Source organism: Actinoallomurus soli (assembly GCF_024055715.1).
GTDB classification, from domain to species: domain Bacteria; phylum Actinomycetota; class Actinomycetes; order Streptosporangiales; family Streptosporangiaceae; genus Actinoallomurus; species Actinoallomurus soli.
Genome location: NZ_JAMXMV010000002.1, coordinates 17,485 through 34,226, shown reverse-complemented (window position 1 = coordinate 34,226; position 16,742 = coordinate 17,485). Strand labels below are relative to the sequence as shown.

Genomic DNA, 16,742 nt, shown 5'->3' with positions numbered 1-16,742 from the left:
GGCGGCGGGTCAGCCGTCCTGCGGCAGCGGCTCGGCCGGGTCGAACTCCACCGGATAGGGCAGCGTGACCCGGCTCTTGGTTCCGCCGGCCAGGCGTTCGGCGAGCCGGTAGGACCCTCTCTTCTCGTCGATCGCGTGCACGAGCACGACGGGCGGCTGCTCTCCGGGCTGCAGCCCACGGAATCTCCGCAGCTCCAGCCGCCAGAAGTACGGGATGCCGGCGCCGGCGTAAACGGAGGGAGCGAGTTCGCACAGTGACTGATCGAATACGTGGTGTTCTGTGAACGTGATCGGCCGGTGACAAGTCCGCCCCGCCGCGGCGATCCGTGTCCACCTTGCCGTGAGGCATGCCCCAAGGACACGTAAGAATGGGGGCATGGGTGCCGTCGATCTCCCCGAGCCGCGTATCGGGCCCGCCTCCCGGCTCGCCCCGAAGCCGATCAAGTTCGTGCTCAACTGGGGGCGGCGGTACTCCCTGTGGGTGTTCAACTTCGGCCTGGCCTGCTGCGCGATCGAGTTCATCGCGACGTCGATGTCCCGGCACGACTTCATCCGGCTGGGCGTCATCCCGTTCGCGCCGGGACCGCGGCAGGCCGACCTGATGGTGGTGTCCGGCACGGTCAGCGACAAGATGGCGCCGGCCGTGAAACGGCTCTACGAGCAGATGCCCGAGCCGAAGTACGTCATCTCGTTCGGCGCCTGCTCCAACTGCGGCGGCCCGTACTGGGACTCCTACTGCGTGACGAAGGGCGTCGACCAGATCATCCCCGTCGACGTGTACGTTCCGGGCTGCCCGCCGCGGCCGGAGGCGCTCCTGCACGGCATCCTCAAGCTGCAGGAGAAGATCGCCGCCGAGTCGCTCGGTGACCGGTACACCGGGAACGGTGAGGCCGTCGCGCCGCCGCCACCGGTCGTACGGCGGCCGCCCACGCCCGCGGTCCTGCGCCGGCCGCTCGTGCTGCCGCCCGTGCCCGAGCCGGAGGAGATCGAGGCGGCCGAGCAGCCCACGCAGAAGTTCACCGCGCTGAGTGAGGACGTCGCGGCGACGGGAACCCAGGAACTCCCGCCGGCCGCCGTACCGGCGCCCGAGAACGATCGGGCCGTGACGCGGGACTCCACCGAGACGCAGGACCTGCCCGTCCCCGAACTCCCGGCCTCCGGCGAGCCCTCCTCCGCCGCGGCGGAGACCCAGGAGCTCCCGACAGTGGATCCCGATCCCACCCCGGCTCCGCCTTCGCCGGGCGATCCCGACGTCGCGGACAGGCCGACCGAGGTACTGCCGCCGGTCCCCGACGCGAGCACCACTCAGGACCTCCCCACGCCGAAGGACCCGGGGACGACCCAGGAGCTGCCGGTCCCTGACGAATCCGACCGGCCGGCCGAGACGCCGCCGTCCGCGAAGGGCCCCGACGAGCCGACCGAGGTCCTGCCCACGGTCGACGAGACCGCAGCGGAAGAGCCGGCCGGCGACGCCGGACGCGAGAAGACGGCGACGGAGCGACCCTCCGGAGGTTCACCGGCCGAGGGGCGGAGACGTCGGCTGGGCGGCCGGTTGCGGAGGATCGCCGAGCCGCCCCCCGTGCTGGGCGACACCGACCACACCATCATTCCGGGGTTGAGCGATGACGATTGAGCTGGCGGTGTCGTGGGCGCGCCGGTTCGGTGACGACGTCCGGGCGGACGAGTCCTTCGGCCTGCTGACCGTCGATGTCCCGCCGGAGCTGTGGGAGGAGGCGCTGACGTTCGCACGCGACGAGCTGGGATGCGGCTTCTTCGACTGGCTCAGCGCCGTGGACGAGCTGGAGCGCGGATTCGCCATCGTGACGCACCTCCACTCGCTCGAACAGGGGCATCACCTGCTGATACGTACGACGGTGCCGCGCGAGGACCCGCGGCTGGTGAGCGCGACCGCGGTCTACCGTGGCGCGAACTGGCACGAGCGGGAGACGCACGAGATGTTCGGCGTGATCTTCGACGGGCATCCGGACCTGACTCCGCTGCTGCTTCCGGATGAGTTCGAAGGACATCCGCTGCGCAAGGAGTTCGTCCTGGCGGCACGGGTGGCCAAGCCCTGGCCGGGCGCGAAGGAGCCCGGCGAGTCCGGGCACGGGGCGCCGAGCCGCCGCCGCATGCTGCCGCCCGGCGTACCCCAGGACTGGGGCCCGGCGGCCCGCGCCGCCACCGAGGCGCGCCGGGGCGCACGCCGCGGCGCGGGAGAGGCTCCCGGGGACCAGCCGGCGCGACGCCGGGCACGCGGCATCGACCCGGAGGGCGGCGATGTCTGACGTCCTGGTCGTCATCGTCAAACTGCTGCTGGTCGTCGGCGCGTTCGCCGTGCTGCCGCTGCTGGTCGGGCAGGCCGAACACAAGGTCATGGCCCACATGCAGGGCCGCCTCGGACCGATGTACGCGGGGGCGTTCCACGGCTGGGCACAGCTCGTCGCGGACGGGGTGAAGTTCGCCCAGAAGGAGGACGTGGTCCCGGCCGCCGCCGACCGGCGGATCTTCTCGCTCGCGCCGGCGGTCGCGCTCATCCCGTACCTCGTCGTGCTGGTCGTGATCCCGGTCGGACCGGGCGGTCAGGTGGCCGTGTCGATGGACCCGGGGCTGTTCTTCGCGCTGGCGATGATCGGCGTCGGCGTGCTGGGCGCGATCATGGCGGGCTGGGCGAGCGCGAACAAGTACAGCCTGCTCGGCGGCATGCGGGTCGCCGCGCAGCTGCTGTCGTACGAGCTGCCGATGGTGCTGGCCGCCTCCTCGGTGGCGATGGCGGCGGGCAGCCTGAACCTGTCCGCGATCGTCGACCAGTGGCGGTGGTGGTGGCTGCCCTGGCAGGTGATCGGCGGAGTGGTGTTCTTCGTCGCGGGCCTCGCCGAACTGCGCCGCCCGCCGTTCGACATGCCGGTCGCCGACTCCGAGATCATCTTCGGCCCGTACACCGAGTACGCCGGACTGCGGTTCGCCCTGTTCCTGCTGGCGGAGTACGCCGGGATCGTCGTGCTGTCCGCGCTGACGACCGTGCTGTTCCTCGGCGGCTGGAAGGGGCCGGTGCTCGACACGCAGCTCGGCTGGCTCTGGACACTGATCAAGGTGTTCGTGCTGTCGTTCGTCGTGATCTGGCTGCGGGTGAGCTACCCCCGGCTGCGCGAGGACCAGCTCCAGAAGCTCGCCTGGGCGGGCCTCGTCCCCCTCGCCCTTGTCCAACTGGCCCTCACCGGCATCATCAAAATCGCCATCGGCTGACCGCCCGACCGGCCGGCCTGGCCGGCATACGAGCGATCAGCCCTAAGAGCGAATTCGGTATGTGGCGATAGTGGAACAACAGCAGATACGTCCGTAACGTGCCTGGTTGACGAGTACTTTACGGCGAACTACTCTGAGCTTTGCTCTTTCAAGTGGCGACCTGTGGTGAGTGTGCGGGGATGAAAGGGCAGGTCGAGGCGCTGATGATCGCTTCTGTTGTCGACTCGGCGGCCTATGTGGTTGATGTGCTCAGTTGTCCCCAGTGAGGTGATTCCAGGGCGGATGGTGGGCGCATTGCATCGCGATAGAGATAACGGGATGGCTGATATGCCAAAATCGGTCTCGCATGAATTCTGGTCCGCGGGACTGACGGCCAACAGATCTACAGCTGTCGGCGAACCGGGGCACGTCGATGGCCGACGCTCCAGGTGGATCGCCTTGGTGGGTGTCTTAATGGCGGGCGTGCTTGTTTCCTGCTCGAACGGCTCCCCACGGCATAAAGCCTCCCCGGCGTCCACCCCCGCCGGCCTGAAGACCACCGGTGCAGCCTTGCCTCTGAAAGCCACCCACGACGCCCACGGGTTGATCGTCGCACTTCCCGACCTCGTCGGCGTGCTTGGGCGCGCGCCGCTCCCCGGCGTGACTCTGTCCGGGGTCCAGACGTATTCCGAAATCCTGGGTGGAAGTCGCGTCACGAAGGAAGAGGGCATCGCTTTCACCCGGACCTCGTCACGATACAAGGCCTTGAATGTGAATCTGCTCAGATGGCCGTCAGTGGGATCGGTTGGCGAGTCCTATGGAAAAGTAGGACCCGGCCCTTTTCGGGAGAATGCGCATCATTGGTATGGAGCGTCGATCCCTATAGCTGATCTCGGTGATACGGCTATCGTCTTCCAGACTAGTGATGGGCCGATCTCGGAGGGCGTCGCCGATCGGACCGTCAGTTTCGACACTGTCGGCGCAACGCTGAAAGCCCGGTACAAGAACGTTGCAATCGATATTTCCCTTAATGGTGCAAGCTTCGGCAAGCCAACTGGTGGAAGGGTTAGCGTCTCCCATGAGTCGTACGGGCAGACGAAGGCAGACATCATAAAGATGGCTAAGAAAATAATCGATCACCTCTAGGGGTGGAAAATGTCGAAGTCGCATCTCCGGGCCGTAGTCGAAGATATCGGCGCTGCAGGTAATCTGTTCCTTGATAGGGCGGCTGATTATAGCGAGGGAATGCCGTATGATGGCGCCGAGTGTCCGTTCGGGTGTCCCAGAGGTGGAACCGAAATCATTGACAGAGTGCTTGAGAACACGCTCCGCCTGATCGGCGAGGTTCACGTCGAGATCGGCCAAGCCATGGCTAATCATGGCCACAAGTTGAGGTTGGCCGCCGAACAATACGCTAGCGCTGAGGAGCAGGCGCATGCGATCATCGGGAAGGTCTTCCAAGCTGCGAAAGAAGCTTCCCTTCCTCCGGATCAGCCCCATGAATGACGGATTACCAGGAGTCTTCCATGGCAGAGGGTAAGTCCATACCTGAGCGTCACTACAGGCCCATGCTCGATCTTCCGCAGCCAAAGATCGATAAAGCTCGTCGGACTCTATTTCCGACTCGGGCCAGATTTATTGCTGGCGACCCGCAAGGTCTATATGAGCTGGCGGGGAGAATGTATCAATATGTCTCTATGGAATCACATCCGACGGTCGGGCACTTAGTCGGGGTCATCACCAAGCTGGTGAAGGAAGATGACGAGCCCGGCGGCTACCACTCTGGGGCGGATGGCGGATGGATCGGGGAGACCGCATACGCTTTCCGTAGTACATTCACATCGGACGCGGCCATGATGAACGGTCTCAATTCGGTGATCTGTTCGGTTGCGAAAGCTGCGGATGACCTGGCGGTCGGTCTCTCTGCTCTCGAGCTCAAGCTTGAGTTGGAGGTGGAGAAGAACGCTCCGAAGGTGGACGGCTTCAACCTCAACTGGCTTGCCACCAAGGGTCCTGGGGTGCATCCTAAGTTCGGGTACACGGCGCTGGCCGCTCCTGCTCTGCGGCGGTACTCTGACCAGTTTACATTCCCAAAAGACTTCATCTCGACCTGTAACGAGATCGCCTATCCGATCTTTGTCCAGGCAGACAAGCTGCGCCACGCTGCGGCTTCCCAGTTGCTCGCAGTCGGGAAGGTGCTGGAAGAGGCGCTCGGCTACTACGCGAACTATTCCGCGTCTCCTGGATCTCCGGACACGATGGATCCGAGCGTCCTGCTCACTTCTAGTCAGTACAACTCCGACTCTCGGGCGGTGCAGGACCTGGAGGGTAAGTACTCAAAGCTCTCGGCGAGGGTCAACGTCGACCAGAATGCCGCCAAGAGAGCACTGACCGATCTCGGCATCACCGCGCAGAAGAGCAGCATGCTCATCGGGGGCATCAAGGATGTCAAGGATGCCAAGGGCGCGGTGGCCACCGGGAACAAGTTCCTCGCGCTCGTCGGAAACGCCCTCCCGCTGCTGATGGAGATCGGGTTGCTCGGATGACGCCTGCCGGATCACTCGAGGGTCTCGTCGGCTGAGTTCCGGAGGCGGCGGCTCCCGCCCCTGCGGCGGCAGGTGCTCGCCCCGGATCCGTTCGTGACGCAGGGCCCTGCCGTACGAGCTCAGGCGAGGGTGCGGGCGTGCTCGACGAACCGGCGGACGGTGGGGTCCGTGTCGTCGCGCCGCCAGGCCACGCCGACGGGGACGGTCGGCACGGGGTCGGCGAAACGCCGGATGGCGACGCCGGGCATCCGCAGGTTGTGCGCCCTGCCCTCGGTGACGAGGGTGAGGCCGCGCCCCTGGGCGACCGCCTGGAGCATGCGCTCCTCCTCGGGTTCCCAGTGTGCGACGGGCGGGCGTTCGCCCTCACCGAAGACCTCATCCAGCATCCGATCCCACATTCCCGGACCGTGCTCGCGCGGCCACCAGATGAGCGGCTCGCCGGCCAGGTCGCCGCGTCGGAGGCGGCGCTTGCGGGCCAGCGGATGCGTCGGGTGCACGGCCGCCACGATCGGCTCCAGGCCGATCTGCACGCAGGCCAGGTCGTCGCGCAGGTCGATGGGCGGGCGGACGAAGGCGATGTCGATCTCGCGATCGCGTAGCCGCTGTTCGTGCAGGGCCGTGTAACCGCTGGTGAGCTGCAGCTCCACGGCGGGATGGCGGTCACGGAACCGCTCGATGAGGTCCGTGACGACCCCGCCGGGAGCCGACCGGGTCAGGCTGACGACCAGGCGGCCGGCCTGGCCCGCGCCGTGGCGCCGTACCAGTGCCACGGCCGCGTCCGCGCGGGCGATGACGTCCTTGGCCGCGGGCAGGAGCGCCGTGCCGGCCTCGGTGAGCGAGACGCCGCGCCGGTTGCGGTCGAACAGGGTCACCCCGAGCTCGCGTTCGAACACCTTGATCTGCTGGCTGAGGCCCGGCTGTGCGACGTGCAGGCGCTGCGCCGCTCGCCCGTAGTGCAGCTCCTCGGCGACAGCCACGAAATGCCGCAGATGCCGCAATTCCATGCGACCAAAGGCTACCAGCGGTGAGAAGCCGTGCTTATCACAGCAGAAGATCCTGGACTTGGACGGTGCGGCCGGCCGTCTGGCCGAATGACGTCATGGCTGTTCTGACGACACTTCCGACCATGCCGGCCCGGGTCGGTGCGAAGCAGTGGATCGCGCTGGCGTCGGTGTTGCTGGCCACGTTCATGGGGCTGCTCGACGCGAGCATCGTGACGGTCGCCGCTCCCTCGATCCAGCGGAGCCTGGGGGCGTCGTTCGGCGAGGCGCAGGCGGTGATGGCGGGTTACACGCTCGCGTACGCCGTCGGCCTGGTCACGGGCGGCCGGCTCGGAGATCTGTACGGCCGCCGGCGGATCTTCCTGACCGGCGTGCTGCTGTTCATGATCATGTCGGCCGCGTGCGCGGCGGCTCCCACGGCACCGGTTCTGATTCTCGCCCGGGTGGCGCAGGGGCTGGCCGCCGCCGTGATGCTGCCGCAGGTGCTGGCGATCATCCAGAGTTCGTTCCCCGGCCCCGAGCGGTCGAGCGCACTCGGCCTGTACGGCGCCACCATCGGCCTCGCCTCGATCGCGGGCCAGATCGTCGGTGGCGCCCTCCTCGCCTGGAATCCGCTGGGGCTCGGCTGGCGCGGGGTCTTCCTCGTCAATCTGCCGATCGGCCTGGCCGCCATCGTGGTAGCGCGATGCACGGTCGGGGAGAGCCGGGGGCCGAGGGCCCGTCTGGACCTCGCGGGTGCGGCGGTGCTCGCGCTCGCGCTGACGGGGCTGCTGCTGCCCGCGGAACTCGGCTGGCCGCTGTGGGGCTGGCCGCTCCTCCTCGCGGGCGCCGGGCTGCTGGCCGGATTCGGGTTTCTGGAGCGAGGCAGGACGAACGCGCTGGTGCCGATGCGGCTGCTGGCCCGCCGGGTGATGGTGCGCGGGCTGGGCACGGTCTTCGCCTTCTATGCCGGCAACGCCGGGTTCTTCCTCCTGCTGGCCTACCACCTTCAGGCCGGGCTGGGGGAGAGCGCGCTCGGCAGCGGGTTGATCTTCGCGCCCCTCGGAGTCGGCTTCGCGGTGTCGAGCCTGCTCGGCAAGCGGCTCGGCGCCCTCGTGACCGGAACGGTCCTGATGGTGGTCAGCCTCGCGGCGGTGGTCCTCGTCGTGGTCGCCGTGCCGTCGTCGTCCCAGGTCGTCTGGCTGCTGCCGGTGCTCGCGCTGTCCGGGGTCGGGGAGGGGCTGGTCGCGGCCCCGCTGATCGGGCGGATCCTCGCCGGGGTCGACCCCGCGGACGGCGGCGCGGCGAGCGGTGTGCTGCTCACCGCGACGCAGGTGGCCAACGCCTCCGGTGTCGCGCTGATCGGCGGGTTGTTCGCCGCCGTGCTCGGAGGGACGCCCGGCGCTCCGGGGTCGGATTTCGGCCGCTACGTCCACGCGACCGGGGTCAGCGGCGTGGTCGTCCTCGTTCTCGCGGCCCTCACCGGAGTGCTCGCCCACACGCTCGGCCGTGGGCGGCGCGGGTAGGCGGTTGACGCGCTCGGCTAATTAGATTAGCTTTATGGCTATCGAAATTAGCCAAAGGAGATGGCGATGACCGAGTTCCTGGATGTTGACGGTGGCCGGATCGCGTACGACGTGGCCGGTGAGGGGCCGCTCGTCGTGCTGGCGAACGGGATGGGGGACCTGCGCAGTGCCTACCGCTTCCTGGCGCCCCGGCTCGTCGAGGCGGGGTTCCGGGTGGCGAGCGCCGACCTGCGCGGGCACGGCGAGTCCAGCACCGGCTGGGCCTCCCACACCCGTACGGACACGGCCGGGGACCTGCTGGCGCTGATCCGCCACCTGGGCGGGCCCGCGGTCGTCGTCGGCCACTCCTTCGCCGGTGGGGCCGCCACGATCGCGGCGGCCCAGGAGCCGGATCTCGTCAGCGCCGTCGTCGAGATCGGCCCGTTCACCCGGGCGCAGAAGCTCGACCTCGGTGGGCTCCTGCGGGTCGGGCGCTACCGCAAGGGCCTGACCCTCCTCATGCGGGCGGGGATGTTCGGCAGCGTGGAGGCGTGGGCCCGCTACCTCGACCACGCCTACCCGGGCACGAAGCCCGCCGACTTCGCCGACCAGGTCGGCGCGATCCGCGCGAGTCTGAGCGACAAGGACCGGATGGCGGCCCTGCAGAAGATGGGGCAGTCCAAGCCGACCGACGCCGGCGCACAACTTCCGAACCTCCCCTGCCCGGCCCTGGTCGTCATGGGCACGCTCGACCCCGACTGGGCCGACCCGAAGGCTGAGGCGGACGGCGTCGTCGCCGCGATGCCCGCCGGGCGCGGCACCGTGGCGATGATCGAGGGGGCCGGGCACTACCCTCACGCGCAGTTCCCCGAGGAGGTCGCCGCGGTCATCGTGCCGTTCCTCAAGGAGCACACGGCCGCCTGATCGAGGAGCGTACGGCCGCCTGACCCGAGAAGGAGGAGCGATGCCACGGGGCAGACTGACCGCGGCCGACGTCGTACGGGCCGGCGCGGAGCTGGCCGACGAGGTCGGCTACCAGGACCTGGCGATGGGCGCGCTCGCCCAGCGGCTCGGGGTCCGGACGCCGTCCCTGTACAAGCACGTCGGCGGCCTGGACGACCTGCGGCGCCGGGTCGCGGTCCTCGCGGTGACCGAGCTCGGCGAGGCGGTACGGGCCGCGATCCAGGGCAGGGCGGGCTCGGACGCGCTGGCGGCCTTCGCCCGGGCGTTCGCGGCGTACGTCACCGCCCACCCCGGCCGCTACGCCGCGACGATCGGCGCCGAGGTCACCGGGCCCGGCGACGAGCTCTACGACGCGAGCGCCCGGGTGCTGGAGTCGATGGCCGCGATCCTGCGGGGATACGGCGTCGGGGATGACGAGATGGTGCACGCGCAGCGCACCCTGCGGTGCCTGTTCCACGGGCTCGCCGCGCTCCAGGCCGCGAACGGCTTTCGGTGGACCGGCGACACCGACGAGAGCTTCGACTGGATGATCGGCTTCGTCGACCGCGGCCTCCGGGGCGAGAAGACCGCGGTCTCCGGATGAGAAGACCGCGGTCTCCGGGAAGGCCGGTCAGGACCTGAGATAGCGCAGGACCGCCAGCACCCGGCGGTGGTCGTCGCCGGACGGCGCCAGGCCGAGCTTGGTGAAGATGTTGGCGATGTGCTTCTCCACCGCCCGGTCGGAGACGACGAGGGTCTTGGCGATCGCCGCGTTCGCCCGGCCCTCGGCCATCAAGGCCAGGACCTCCCGCTCGCGCGGGGTCAGCGCGCCGACGCCCTGGTGGCGGGAGCCGAGCAGCTGGGCGACGACCTCGGGGTCCAGGGCGGTTCCGCCGACGGCGACCCGCCGCAGCGCGTCGACGAAGTCGTCCAGGTCGGCGACGCGCTCCTTGAGCAGGTAGCCGACGCCGGCGGGCGACCCGGCGAGCAGGTCGGCGGCGAACCGCGTCTCGACGTACTGGGAGAACAGCAGGATCCCCACACGCGGATGGTCGCGCCGCAGGTCGATCGCCGCGCGCAGCCCCTCGTCGGTGTGCGTCGGCGGCATCCGTACGTCGATGACGGCGACGTCGGGGCGGTGCTCCGCGACCGCCTCCCGCAGCGCGGCGGCGTCCCCGACCCCCGCGACCACCTCGTGGCCGCGCGCGGCGAGCAGCTGGGCGAGCCCCTCCCGCAGGATGACGGCGTCGTCGGCGATCACGATGCGCATGGGCTCATCCTCAGGCATGAGAAGGGAGTTCGACGCTGATCACCGTAGGGCCACCGGCCGGGCTGTCGACCTCCAGGCGGCCGTCGACGGGCCGGATCCGCTCGGCGAGGCCGGACAGGCCCGATCCCCCGCCGAGGACCGCGCCGCCCGCGCCGTCGTCCCGTACGCGCAGGCGCAGCCGGTCGTCGCGCTGCACCACCTCGATCTCGGCGCGGGTGGCGCCGCTGTGCTTGATGACGTTGGTCAGCAGCTCCGCCGCGCAGAAGTACGCGATCGACTCGATCGCCGCCGTCGGCCGTGCGGGGATGTCGGCGCGCAGCTCGACGGGCAGGCCGGCGCGCGCCGCGAGCGAGGCCAGGGCGGCGTCCAGGCCGCTGTCCAGGACCGGCGGGTGGATGCCGCGTACGAGCTCGCGCAGTTCGGTGACGGCCTCCCGGGCCGTCGCCTGGGCGGCGGTGGCGAGGTCACGGACGGGGCCCTCCGGCGCCGTCTCCCGCAGCAGGGTGAGCTGCATCGTCAGCGCGACGAGGCGGGCCTGCGCGCCGTCGTGCAGGTCGCGCTCGATGCGGCGGAGCGTCGCGGCGGCGTCGTCGACCGCCCGCGCGCGGGTCTCCTCCAGGGTGCGGATGCGTTCGGCGGGGGAGGAGTCGCCCAGGAGCCGCCGGATCAGCGTCCGGTCCAGCAGCACGACCGCGCGTACCGCCTTGGGCGCGACGAACAGGAGGATCGCGCCGACCACCGAGACGAGCAGGACGCGGGGCCAGGTGTCGAGGTGGAGTCCGCCGACCGCGAAACCGTGCCTGATCATGCCCTGCTCGTCACGGGTCGTGACCTCGTTCAGGCCGAACGCGTGCTGCAGCGGATAGGTCAGCGCGACGAAGCCCCATCCCCAGGTGAAGAGGATGACGTAGAGGTGGAGGAGGGCGACGGGCAGCCGCAGGAGGAGATACGCCATCGCCCGCCAGCCGGCGGCGTCGCCGAGCACGGCCTGGACCCGGCCGTAGAACCCGGTGCCGGGGCGGTGGGGCGTCGGCGGCGGTACGCGCTCGCCGAGGAGCCGCCCGGCGAGCCCGCGGTACAGGCCGCCGAACCGCCGGGCGCCGATCAGGGCCACGGCGAGGAGCGGAATGCCGGCCGCGGTGACGGCCAGGCCGGTGCCGAAGACCAGCGTCGCCACCGCGTAGCCGAAGCCGAGGACGGCCACCGGGATGGTCACCACGGCGTACAGCAGCTCGACCGCCGCCCGCCGGCCGAAGGCCGCCCGCGCGGCGGTCGCCGGACGGGACGCCGCGCCGCGGGTCAGACGTTCCATCGCCCCAGGACCCGCACCTGCAGGGCGGTCAGGCCGCGCAGGATCCACGGCATGAGGAACAGGAAGGTCAGCCCGCCGAAGACGGCGTGGAAGGCCCACGCCCCGGCGAACGTGGGGCCGCCCCACGCGTGCTCGTACGATCCGCCCATGCCGATCAGCCAACGTACCGGGTAGCCCAGGTTGAGGGCCACGAGCGACCATCCGTAGCCGGTGATCACCAGGCTCACGAGGGCGAGCGGCAGGACGGCGACGCCGCGCAGCCGGCCGGCCCGCACGCCGCGGCCGAGGAGCGCGCCCGCCAGCCGGCGCTGGACCCGCCCGCCGTCGGCGATCGCGACCACCGCGGCGACGGGCGCCAGCACGACGTAGGCGGTGCGCCGCCACGGCTCGGCGGTGAACGGCGTCCGCCACCAGCCGGCCATCGGGGAACCAGAGGTCAGAGCGGTCATCGGGGGTCTCCTCCGTCGAGCGGCGATGTCGTGCCTTCATGCTCGCGGCCGAGCGCCTCACCGGACGATCGTGAGAGTACGGATATCCGGGGTTCGGTTCACCCCACCCCCCGAGCCCCTCAGGTGAGGAACAGGCCGTACTCGGCGATGTCGGGGACGATCCGCGGCGGCAGGTCGGCCTGGATCGCGAGCTCCTCGGCCGAGATGAACCCGCCGTGCTCGGCCCGGCAGCGGACGATCCGGTCGACGAGCTCCGGCGTCACGCCCGGAAGCAGGGCCAGCGCCTGCGGCGGAGCGTGGTTCACGTCGATCAGCCCGCCGTCGTCGTACGCGCGCGGGTCCAGGTCGGGCCGGCCGATGCGCAGCTCGTGCGCCAGGCCGCGGTCCTCCAGCGCGATCCGGCGGGCCTCCTCGCGGAGCGTCCGGCGGTACCGCGCCGCCTCGACGACCCGGCGGTTCCGCTGGTCGCTGGGGTCGGCGGGCGGGTACAGGCGGGGGCGGGCGCCGATCGCGTGCATGGCGCTGACGATCCAGGTGCCCAGGAGCAGGAGCAGGCCGAGGGTGTGCGGCTCATCGCCCGGTGCGAGGAGCGCCTCGTACGCCGCCACCAGCGCGCCGGCGTAGACCGCCGCGGCGACCGCCAGCCCCGCCGAACGCCGCCGGACCGCCGCGTACAGGAACGAGACCGGCGAGCCGACGCCGAGGGTGATCAGCGGCACCACCGACCAGCCCAGCCCGTCCGAGGGAGGGCGCGGCGGAAGCTGAGACGGCCGTCGTTCGGGCGGGGGCATCGGCGACCGCGTCATGGCCCGATGGTAAGCCGGTCGAGCGCCGCAGCGCCGCGACCCGTTTCGGCTCGATGGGTATACGGTCGTGTTCGAAAGACGCTCCCTATAAGTAATCATGGTGAACCGTGGCACGGCTTCCCGGATCTGGCCTGGCGAAGGGGCTCGCGGTGACGCTGCGTACGATGACGCGGCGTTCGATCACGCGGCAGTACCCCGAGGTGCAGCCCGACCTGCCGCCCCGCAGTCGCGGCGTGATCGCACTGTTCGAGGAGAACTGCACCGTCTGCATGCTCTGCGCCCGCGAGTGTCCCGACTGGTGCATCTACATCGACTCGCACAAGGAGACGCTGCCCGCCCCGACCGGCGGCCGGGCGCGCACCCGTAACGTCCTCGACCGGTTCGCCATCGACTTCGCGCTGTGCATGTACTGCGGGATCTGCATCGAGGCGTGCCCGTTCGACGCGCTGTTCTGGTCGCCGGAGTTCGAGTACGCCGAGTACGACATCGCCGAGCTGACGCATGAGCGGGAGCGGCTCCGCGAGTGGATGTGGACGGTGCCGCCCCCGCCCGCGCACGACCCCGGCGCCGAGCCGCCCAAGGAGCTGAAGACGAGGTGACCGCGGCGGACGTCGTCATCGTGCTGCTCGGAGTGGTCGCGGTGGGCTCCGGCGTGCTCGTGGTCGCCACCCGGCAGCTCGTGCACGCCGCGCTGTGGCTGGTCGTGTCGTTCGGCGCGCTGGCCGGCTCGTACCTCGTCCTGACGGCGGAGTTCGTCGCCTGGGTGCAGGTGCTGATCTACGTCGGCGCGGTCGTCGTGCTCCTCCTGTTCGGGATCATGCTGACCCGCGCGCCGATCGGGCGCTCGGAGGACCTGGACTCGGGCAACCGGATCGTCGCCCTCGTCGTGGCGGTGGCGACCGCGGCGGTCCTGGTGACGACGCTGGTCCGCGGGTTCCGCTCGGCGTACGTTCCGATCAAGGACCGGGTGGGCAGCGGGTCGTCGCACACGCTCGGCGGGAGCCTGTTCCAGACCTGGGTGCTGCCGTTCGAGGCGCTGTCGGTGCTGCTGCTGGCCGCGCTGATCGGCGCGATCGTGCTGTCCCGTACCGACATCCGCGGCGCCGGGCCGGAGCCCGAGGAGGAGGACCCCGCGCCCCGCCGCCGGCCCGCGGCGCCCCGCGGCGTGGTCGCGCGGCGCCTCGGCACGGCCAAGCGGCGGACGGGTCCCGACGACGAGGACACCATCGTGCTGTCCCGCGTGGACGAGGAGATCTGATGCATCTCGTCTACCCGGTGGTGATCGCGGCGCTGCTGTTCGCCGTGGGCGTGTACGGCGTGCTCGCCCGGCGCAACGCGATCCTCGTGCTGATGTCCGTCGAGCTGATGCTCAACGCGGTCAACCTCAACCTCGTCGTCTTCGACATGCGGTGGGCCGACCGGCTGCACGGCGGCCAGATGCTGACGCTGTTCGTCATCGTGCTGGCCGCCGCCGAGGTGGGCATCGGCCTGGCGCTGGTGCTGCTGATCTACCGCAACCGCCGTACGGTCGACATCGACCGGCTCCGTACGCTCGCCGAGGGCGACCCGGACCCCGACTCCGACGTCGGGTCCATGACCGACGACGAAGGGGTGCGCCGGTGATCGTCGTGGCGGCCGTCGCGGTCGTGCTCCCGTTCGCCGCCGCCCTGGTCGGCATGCTGTTCGGGCACACCGTCTCGCATCTGCTGTCCCCGCTGGCCCGCCGGGTGCGCAAGCCCGCTCCCGGCACCGCGCGGCGCGGCGCGCTCGTGCTGGCGCGGCGGATGCCCGCGAACGGCCCGGCGCTGATCGCCGTCGTGCCGGTCGCCGTGTCCACCGTGCTGACCGCCGTGCTCGCCGTCGACCAGCTGCGGCACCCCGCCTCGCACGTCGGCACGCTGACCCGCGTCCCGACGGGCACGGTCGAGATCACGCTGTCCCTGCAGGTCGACGGGCTCGCCTCGGTGGTCGCGCTCCTGGTCTGCTGCGTGGCACTGGCGGTGCAGATCTACTCCGTCGCCTACATGCGCGACGACCCGCGCTACTCCTCCTACGCGGCGTTCGTGTCCCTGTTCACCGCGGCGATGCTGCTCGTGGTCCTGTCCGGCGACCTGCTCGTGCTGTACGTCGGGTGGGAGGTCATGGGCATCTGCTCGTACTTCCTGATCGGGCACTACTGGCACGACCGGGCCACCTCGCGCGCCGCCGTCAAGGCGTTCCTCGTCACCCGGCTCGGCGACGTCGGCTTCCTGTTCGGGATCTTCGTGCTGGGCCTGGCGGCGCACTCGTTCCAGATCCGGGAGATCATCGGGCGGGTCGGGGTCATGCCGCACACCGCGCTGCTGGCGGGCACGCTCCTGCTGCTGTGCGGGGTCGCGGGCAAGAGCGCGCAGTTCCCGCTGCACACCTGGCTGCCGGACGCCATGGCCGGTCCCACGCCGATCAGCGCGCTGATCCACGCCGCGACGATGGTCGCGGCGGGCGTGTACGTCGTCGCCCGGCTCTACCCGGCGTTCTTCTTCGCGCCGGCGTCGCTGGCGGTCCTCGGCGTCATCGCCGCGATCTCCATGCTCGGCGCCGCGCTGGCCGCGCTCGCCCAGGAGGATCTCAAGCGGGTGCTGGCCTACTCGACGATCAGCCAGCTCGCCTACATGGCGGCCGGCCTCGCGGTCGGCGCCCGGGACGGCGCGGTCTTCCACCTGCTGGCGCACGGGGCGTTCAAGGCGCTGCTGTTCCTCGGCGCGGGCTGCGTCATCGTCACCGTCGGCTCGAACCTGATGAGCGCCATGGGCGGCCTGCGCCTGGCCATGCCGGTGACGTTCTGGTCGATGACGGTCGGGTTCGCGGCCCTGGCCGGCATCCCGCCCGCCAGCGGCTTCTTCAGCAAGGACACGATCCTGTCCCAGGCGTGGAAGGCCGCCCACGACCGCGGAACGCCGTCCGCCGGCGGCTGGTACGCCTCCACGCCACTGACCACGCGACCGGCCCCGCAGGGACAGGCCGTGGTCCTGACCTGGACCGTGAAACCCCGGCACATGATGGGCGCGCCGGTCCCGCACATCCCGTCGTGGGTCGCCTGGCTCGTGCTGGTCACCGGGCTCCTGACCGTGGTGATCACCGCGGCGTACGCCACGCGGACCTGGCTGGTGACGTTCTTCGGTGAGCGGCGGTCGGCGGTACGGGCGCGGGAGGCGACGCCGCTGATGCGCTGGCCGGTCGCGGCGCTGGCGGTCCCGGCGCTCATCCTGGGCTTCTTCGGGCTGGGCAGCGCCGAGCTGCGGCCCGAGTGGGGCATGGCGGTGATCTCGCTGCTGTGCGCCGCCGCCGGGGCGGGCGGCGTGTACGTCGTCTGGAACAACGACCCGGCCCTGGACCCCGTCCGCCTGCTCGGCCCGCTGCGGCCGGTGCTGCGCGCGGCCTTCTACCTCGACACCGTCTACGACGTGACGATCGTACGGCCGGTGCGGGCCCTCGCCCGGCTCGTCGTCCACGCCGACGAACGCGTCGTCGACGCCGGCGTCGAGGGCTCCGGCCGGGGCGCGCGGCGGCTCGGCGGCCTGCTGCGGGCCACCGAGAACGGCAACGCGCAGGCGTACGTCTCCGGGCTCTTCGCGGGAGTGGTGCTGATAGTGGTCGCGGTGGTGGTGCTGACATGATCGTCGCGGCGAAGCGGGCGGTGCCGAGGTCGATCGTCGCGGTGAAGCGGGCGG

At 70.6% G+C, this 16,742-nt stretch carries 19 protein-coding genes; 13 read left to right on the top strand and 6 right to left on the bottom strand.

What is annotated here, in order from left to right; translation table 11 throughout:
* Nucleotides 1-9: 9 nt before the first annotated feature.
* On the bottom strand, nt 10-147 hold the full coding sequence (locus NDW01_RS06035) for a hypothetical protein (RefSeq protein ID WP_252817485.1): 138 nt from the start codon (nt 145-147) through the stop codon (nt 10-12).
* 229 nt (nt 148-376) lie between these two features.
* Between NDW01_RS06035 and nuoB the strand changes: the two genes are divergently transcribed.
* The 6 genes from nuoB to NDW01_RS06005 all read left to right on the top strand — a co-directional run bounded on the left by nuoB (nt 377) and on the right by NDW01_RS06005 (nt 5,768).
* Nucleotides 377-1,633 (top strand): NADH-quinone oxidoreductase subunit NuoB, encoded by a 1,257-nt coding sequence (gene nuoB, locus NDW01_RS44630; protein ID WP_305883754.1) that lies wholly within the window; start codon nt 377-379, stop codon nt 1,631-1,633.
* Complete coding sequence (locus NDW01_RS06025) at nt 1,623-2,285, top strand: NADH-quinone oxidoreductase subunit C (RefSeq protein WP_252817483.1); 663 nt, start codon at nt 1,623-1,625, stop codon at nt 2,283-2,285. The genes nuoB and NDW01_RS06025 overlap by 11 nt, the downstream gene beginning before the upstream one ends.
* Complete coding sequence (nuoH, locus tag NDW01_RS06020) at nt 2,278-3,243, top strand: NADH-quinone oxidoreductase subunit NuoH (protein WP_252817481.1); 966 nt, start codon at nt 2,278-2,280, stop codon at nt 3,241-3,243. Before NDW01_RS06025 ends, nuoH begins: the two co-directional genes overlap by 8 nt.
* Nucleotides 3,244-3,561: 318 nt before the next feature.
* Complete coding sequence (locus NDW01_RS06015; protein WP_252817479.1) at nt 3,562-4,368, top strand: hypothetical protein; 807 nt, start codon at nt 3,562-3,564, stop codon at nt 4,366-4,368.
* Nucleotides 4,369-4,377: 9 nt separating this feature from the next.
* Nucleotides 4,378-4,728, top strand: a complete 351-nt coding sequence (locus tag NDW01_RS06010) for a DUF6317 family protein (RefSeq protein WP_252817477.1) — start codon at nt 4,378-4,380, stop codon at nt 4,726-4,728.
* 20 nt (nt 4,729-4,748) lie between these two features.
* Nucleotides 4,749-5,768 carry a hypothetical protein gene (locus NDW01_RS06005; RefSeq protein ID WP_252817475.1) on the top strand — a complete coding sequence of 340 codons (1,020 nt, stop codon included), beginning with the start codon at nt 4,749-4,751 and terminating at the stop codon, nt 5,766-5,768.
* A 119-nt stretch (nt 5,769-5,887) separates the two neighbouring features.
* On the opposite strand, the gene NDW01_RS06000 is transcribed toward NDW01_RS06005, so the two are convergent.
* Nucleotides 5,888-6,772: a LysR family transcriptional regulator gene (locus NDW01_RS06000; RefSeq protein WP_252817473.1), complete on the bottom strand. Its 885-nt coding sequence runs from the start codon at nt 6,770-6,772 to the stop codon at nt 5,888-5,890.
* A 122-nt stretch (nt 6,773-6,894) separates the two neighbouring features.
* On the opposite strand from NDW01_RS06000, the gene NDW01_RS05995 reads away from it, so the two are divergent.
* The 3 genes from NDW01_RS05995 (at nt 6,895) to NDW01_RS05985 (ending at nt 9,799) form a co-directional block, all read left to right on the top strand.
* A complete protein-coding gene (locus NDW01_RS05995) occupies nt 6,895-8,274 on the top strand; it encodes an MFS transporter (protein ID WP_252817471.1) in 1,380 nt (459 codons plus the stop codon).
* Nucleotides 8,275-8,340: 66 nt separating this feature from the next.
* The gene (locus NDW01_RS05990) at nt 8,341-9,177 is read left to right on the top strand and encodes an alpha/beta fold hydrolase (RefSeq protein ID WP_252817469.1); all 837 of its coding nucleotides are present in this window, start codon (nt 8,341-8,343) and stop codon (nt 9,175-9,177) included.
* A 40-nt stretch (nt 9,178-9,217) separates the two neighbouring features.
* A complete protein-coding gene (locus tag NDW01_RS05985; protein ID WP_252817467.1) occupies nt 9,218-9,799 on the top strand; it encodes a TetR/AcrR family transcriptional regulator in 582 nt (193 codons plus the stop codon).
* Between the two features lie 27 nt (nt 9,800-9,826).
* Here NDW01_RS05985 and NDW01_RS05980 read toward each other — a convergent pair whose 3' ends face one another.
* The 4 genes from NDW01_RS05980 to NDW01_RS05965 form a co-directional block, all read right to left on the bottom strand.
* Nucleotides 9,827-10,465, bottom strand: a complete 639-nt coding sequence (locus tag NDW01_RS05980) for a response regulator transcription factor (RefSeq protein WP_252817465.1) — start codon at nt 10,463-10,465, stop codon at nt 9,827-9,829.
* Nucleotides 10,466-10,475: 10 nt separating this feature from the next.
* Entirely contained in the window at nt 10,476-11,777 is a 1,302-nt protein-coding gene (locus tag NDW01_RS05975) for a sensor histidine kinase (RefSeq protein WP_252817463.1), read from the bottom strand.
* Complete coding sequence (locus NDW01_RS05970) at nt 11,765-12,226, bottom strand: hypothetical protein (RefSeq protein ID WP_252817461.1); 462 nt, start codon at nt 12,224-12,226, stop codon at nt 11,765-11,767. The genes NDW01_RS05975 and NDW01_RS05970 overlap by 13 nt, the downstream gene beginning before the upstream one ends.
* A gap of 119 nt (nt 12,227-12,345) precedes the next feature.
* Complete coding sequence (locus NDW01_RS05965; RefSeq protein WP_252817459.1) at nt 12,346-13,032, bottom strand: ComEA family DNA-binding protein; 687 nt, start codon at nt 13,030-13,032, stop codon at nt 12,346-12,348.
* A 149-nt stretch (nt 13,033-13,181) separates the two neighbouring features.
* Here NDW01_RS05965 and NDW01_RS05960 point away from each other — a divergent pair, with 149 nt between their 5' ends.
* From NDW01_RS05960 to NDW01_RS05945, 4 genes are read left to right on the top strand one after another with little or no spacing between them, the layout of a single operon-like run.
* Nucleotides 13,182-13,631 (top strand): NuoI/complex I 23 kDa subunit family protein, encoded by a 450-nt coding sequence (locus tag NDW01_RS05960; RefSeq protein WP_252817457.1) that lies wholly within the window; start codon nt 13,182-13,184, stop codon nt 13,629-13,631.
* Nucleotides 13,628-14,290: an NADH-quinone oxidoreductase subunit J family protein gene (locus NDW01_RS05955; protein ID WP_252817455.1), complete on the top strand. Its 663-nt coding sequence runs from the start codon at nt 13,628-13,630 to the stop codon at nt 14,288-14,290. The genes NDW01_RS05960 and NDW01_RS05955 overlap by 4 nt, the downstream gene beginning before the upstream one ends.
* On the top strand, nt 14,290-14,655 hold the full coding sequence (gene nuoK, locus NDW01_RS05950) for an NADH-quinone oxidoreductase subunit NuoK (RefSeq protein WP_252817453.1): 366 nt from the start codon (nt 14,290-14,292) through the stop codon (nt 14,653-14,655). Before NDW01_RS05955 ends, nuoK begins: the two co-directional genes overlap by 1 nt.
* A complete protein-coding gene (locus tag NDW01_RS05945; protein ID WP_252817450.1) occupies nt 14,652-16,688 on the top strand; it encodes an NADH-quinone oxidoreductase subunit 5 family protein in 2,037 nt (678 codons plus the stop codon). The genes nuoK and NDW01_RS05945 overlap by 4 nt, the downstream gene beginning before the upstream one ends.
* The last annotated feature ends 54 nt before the right edge of the window (nt 16,689-16,742 follow it).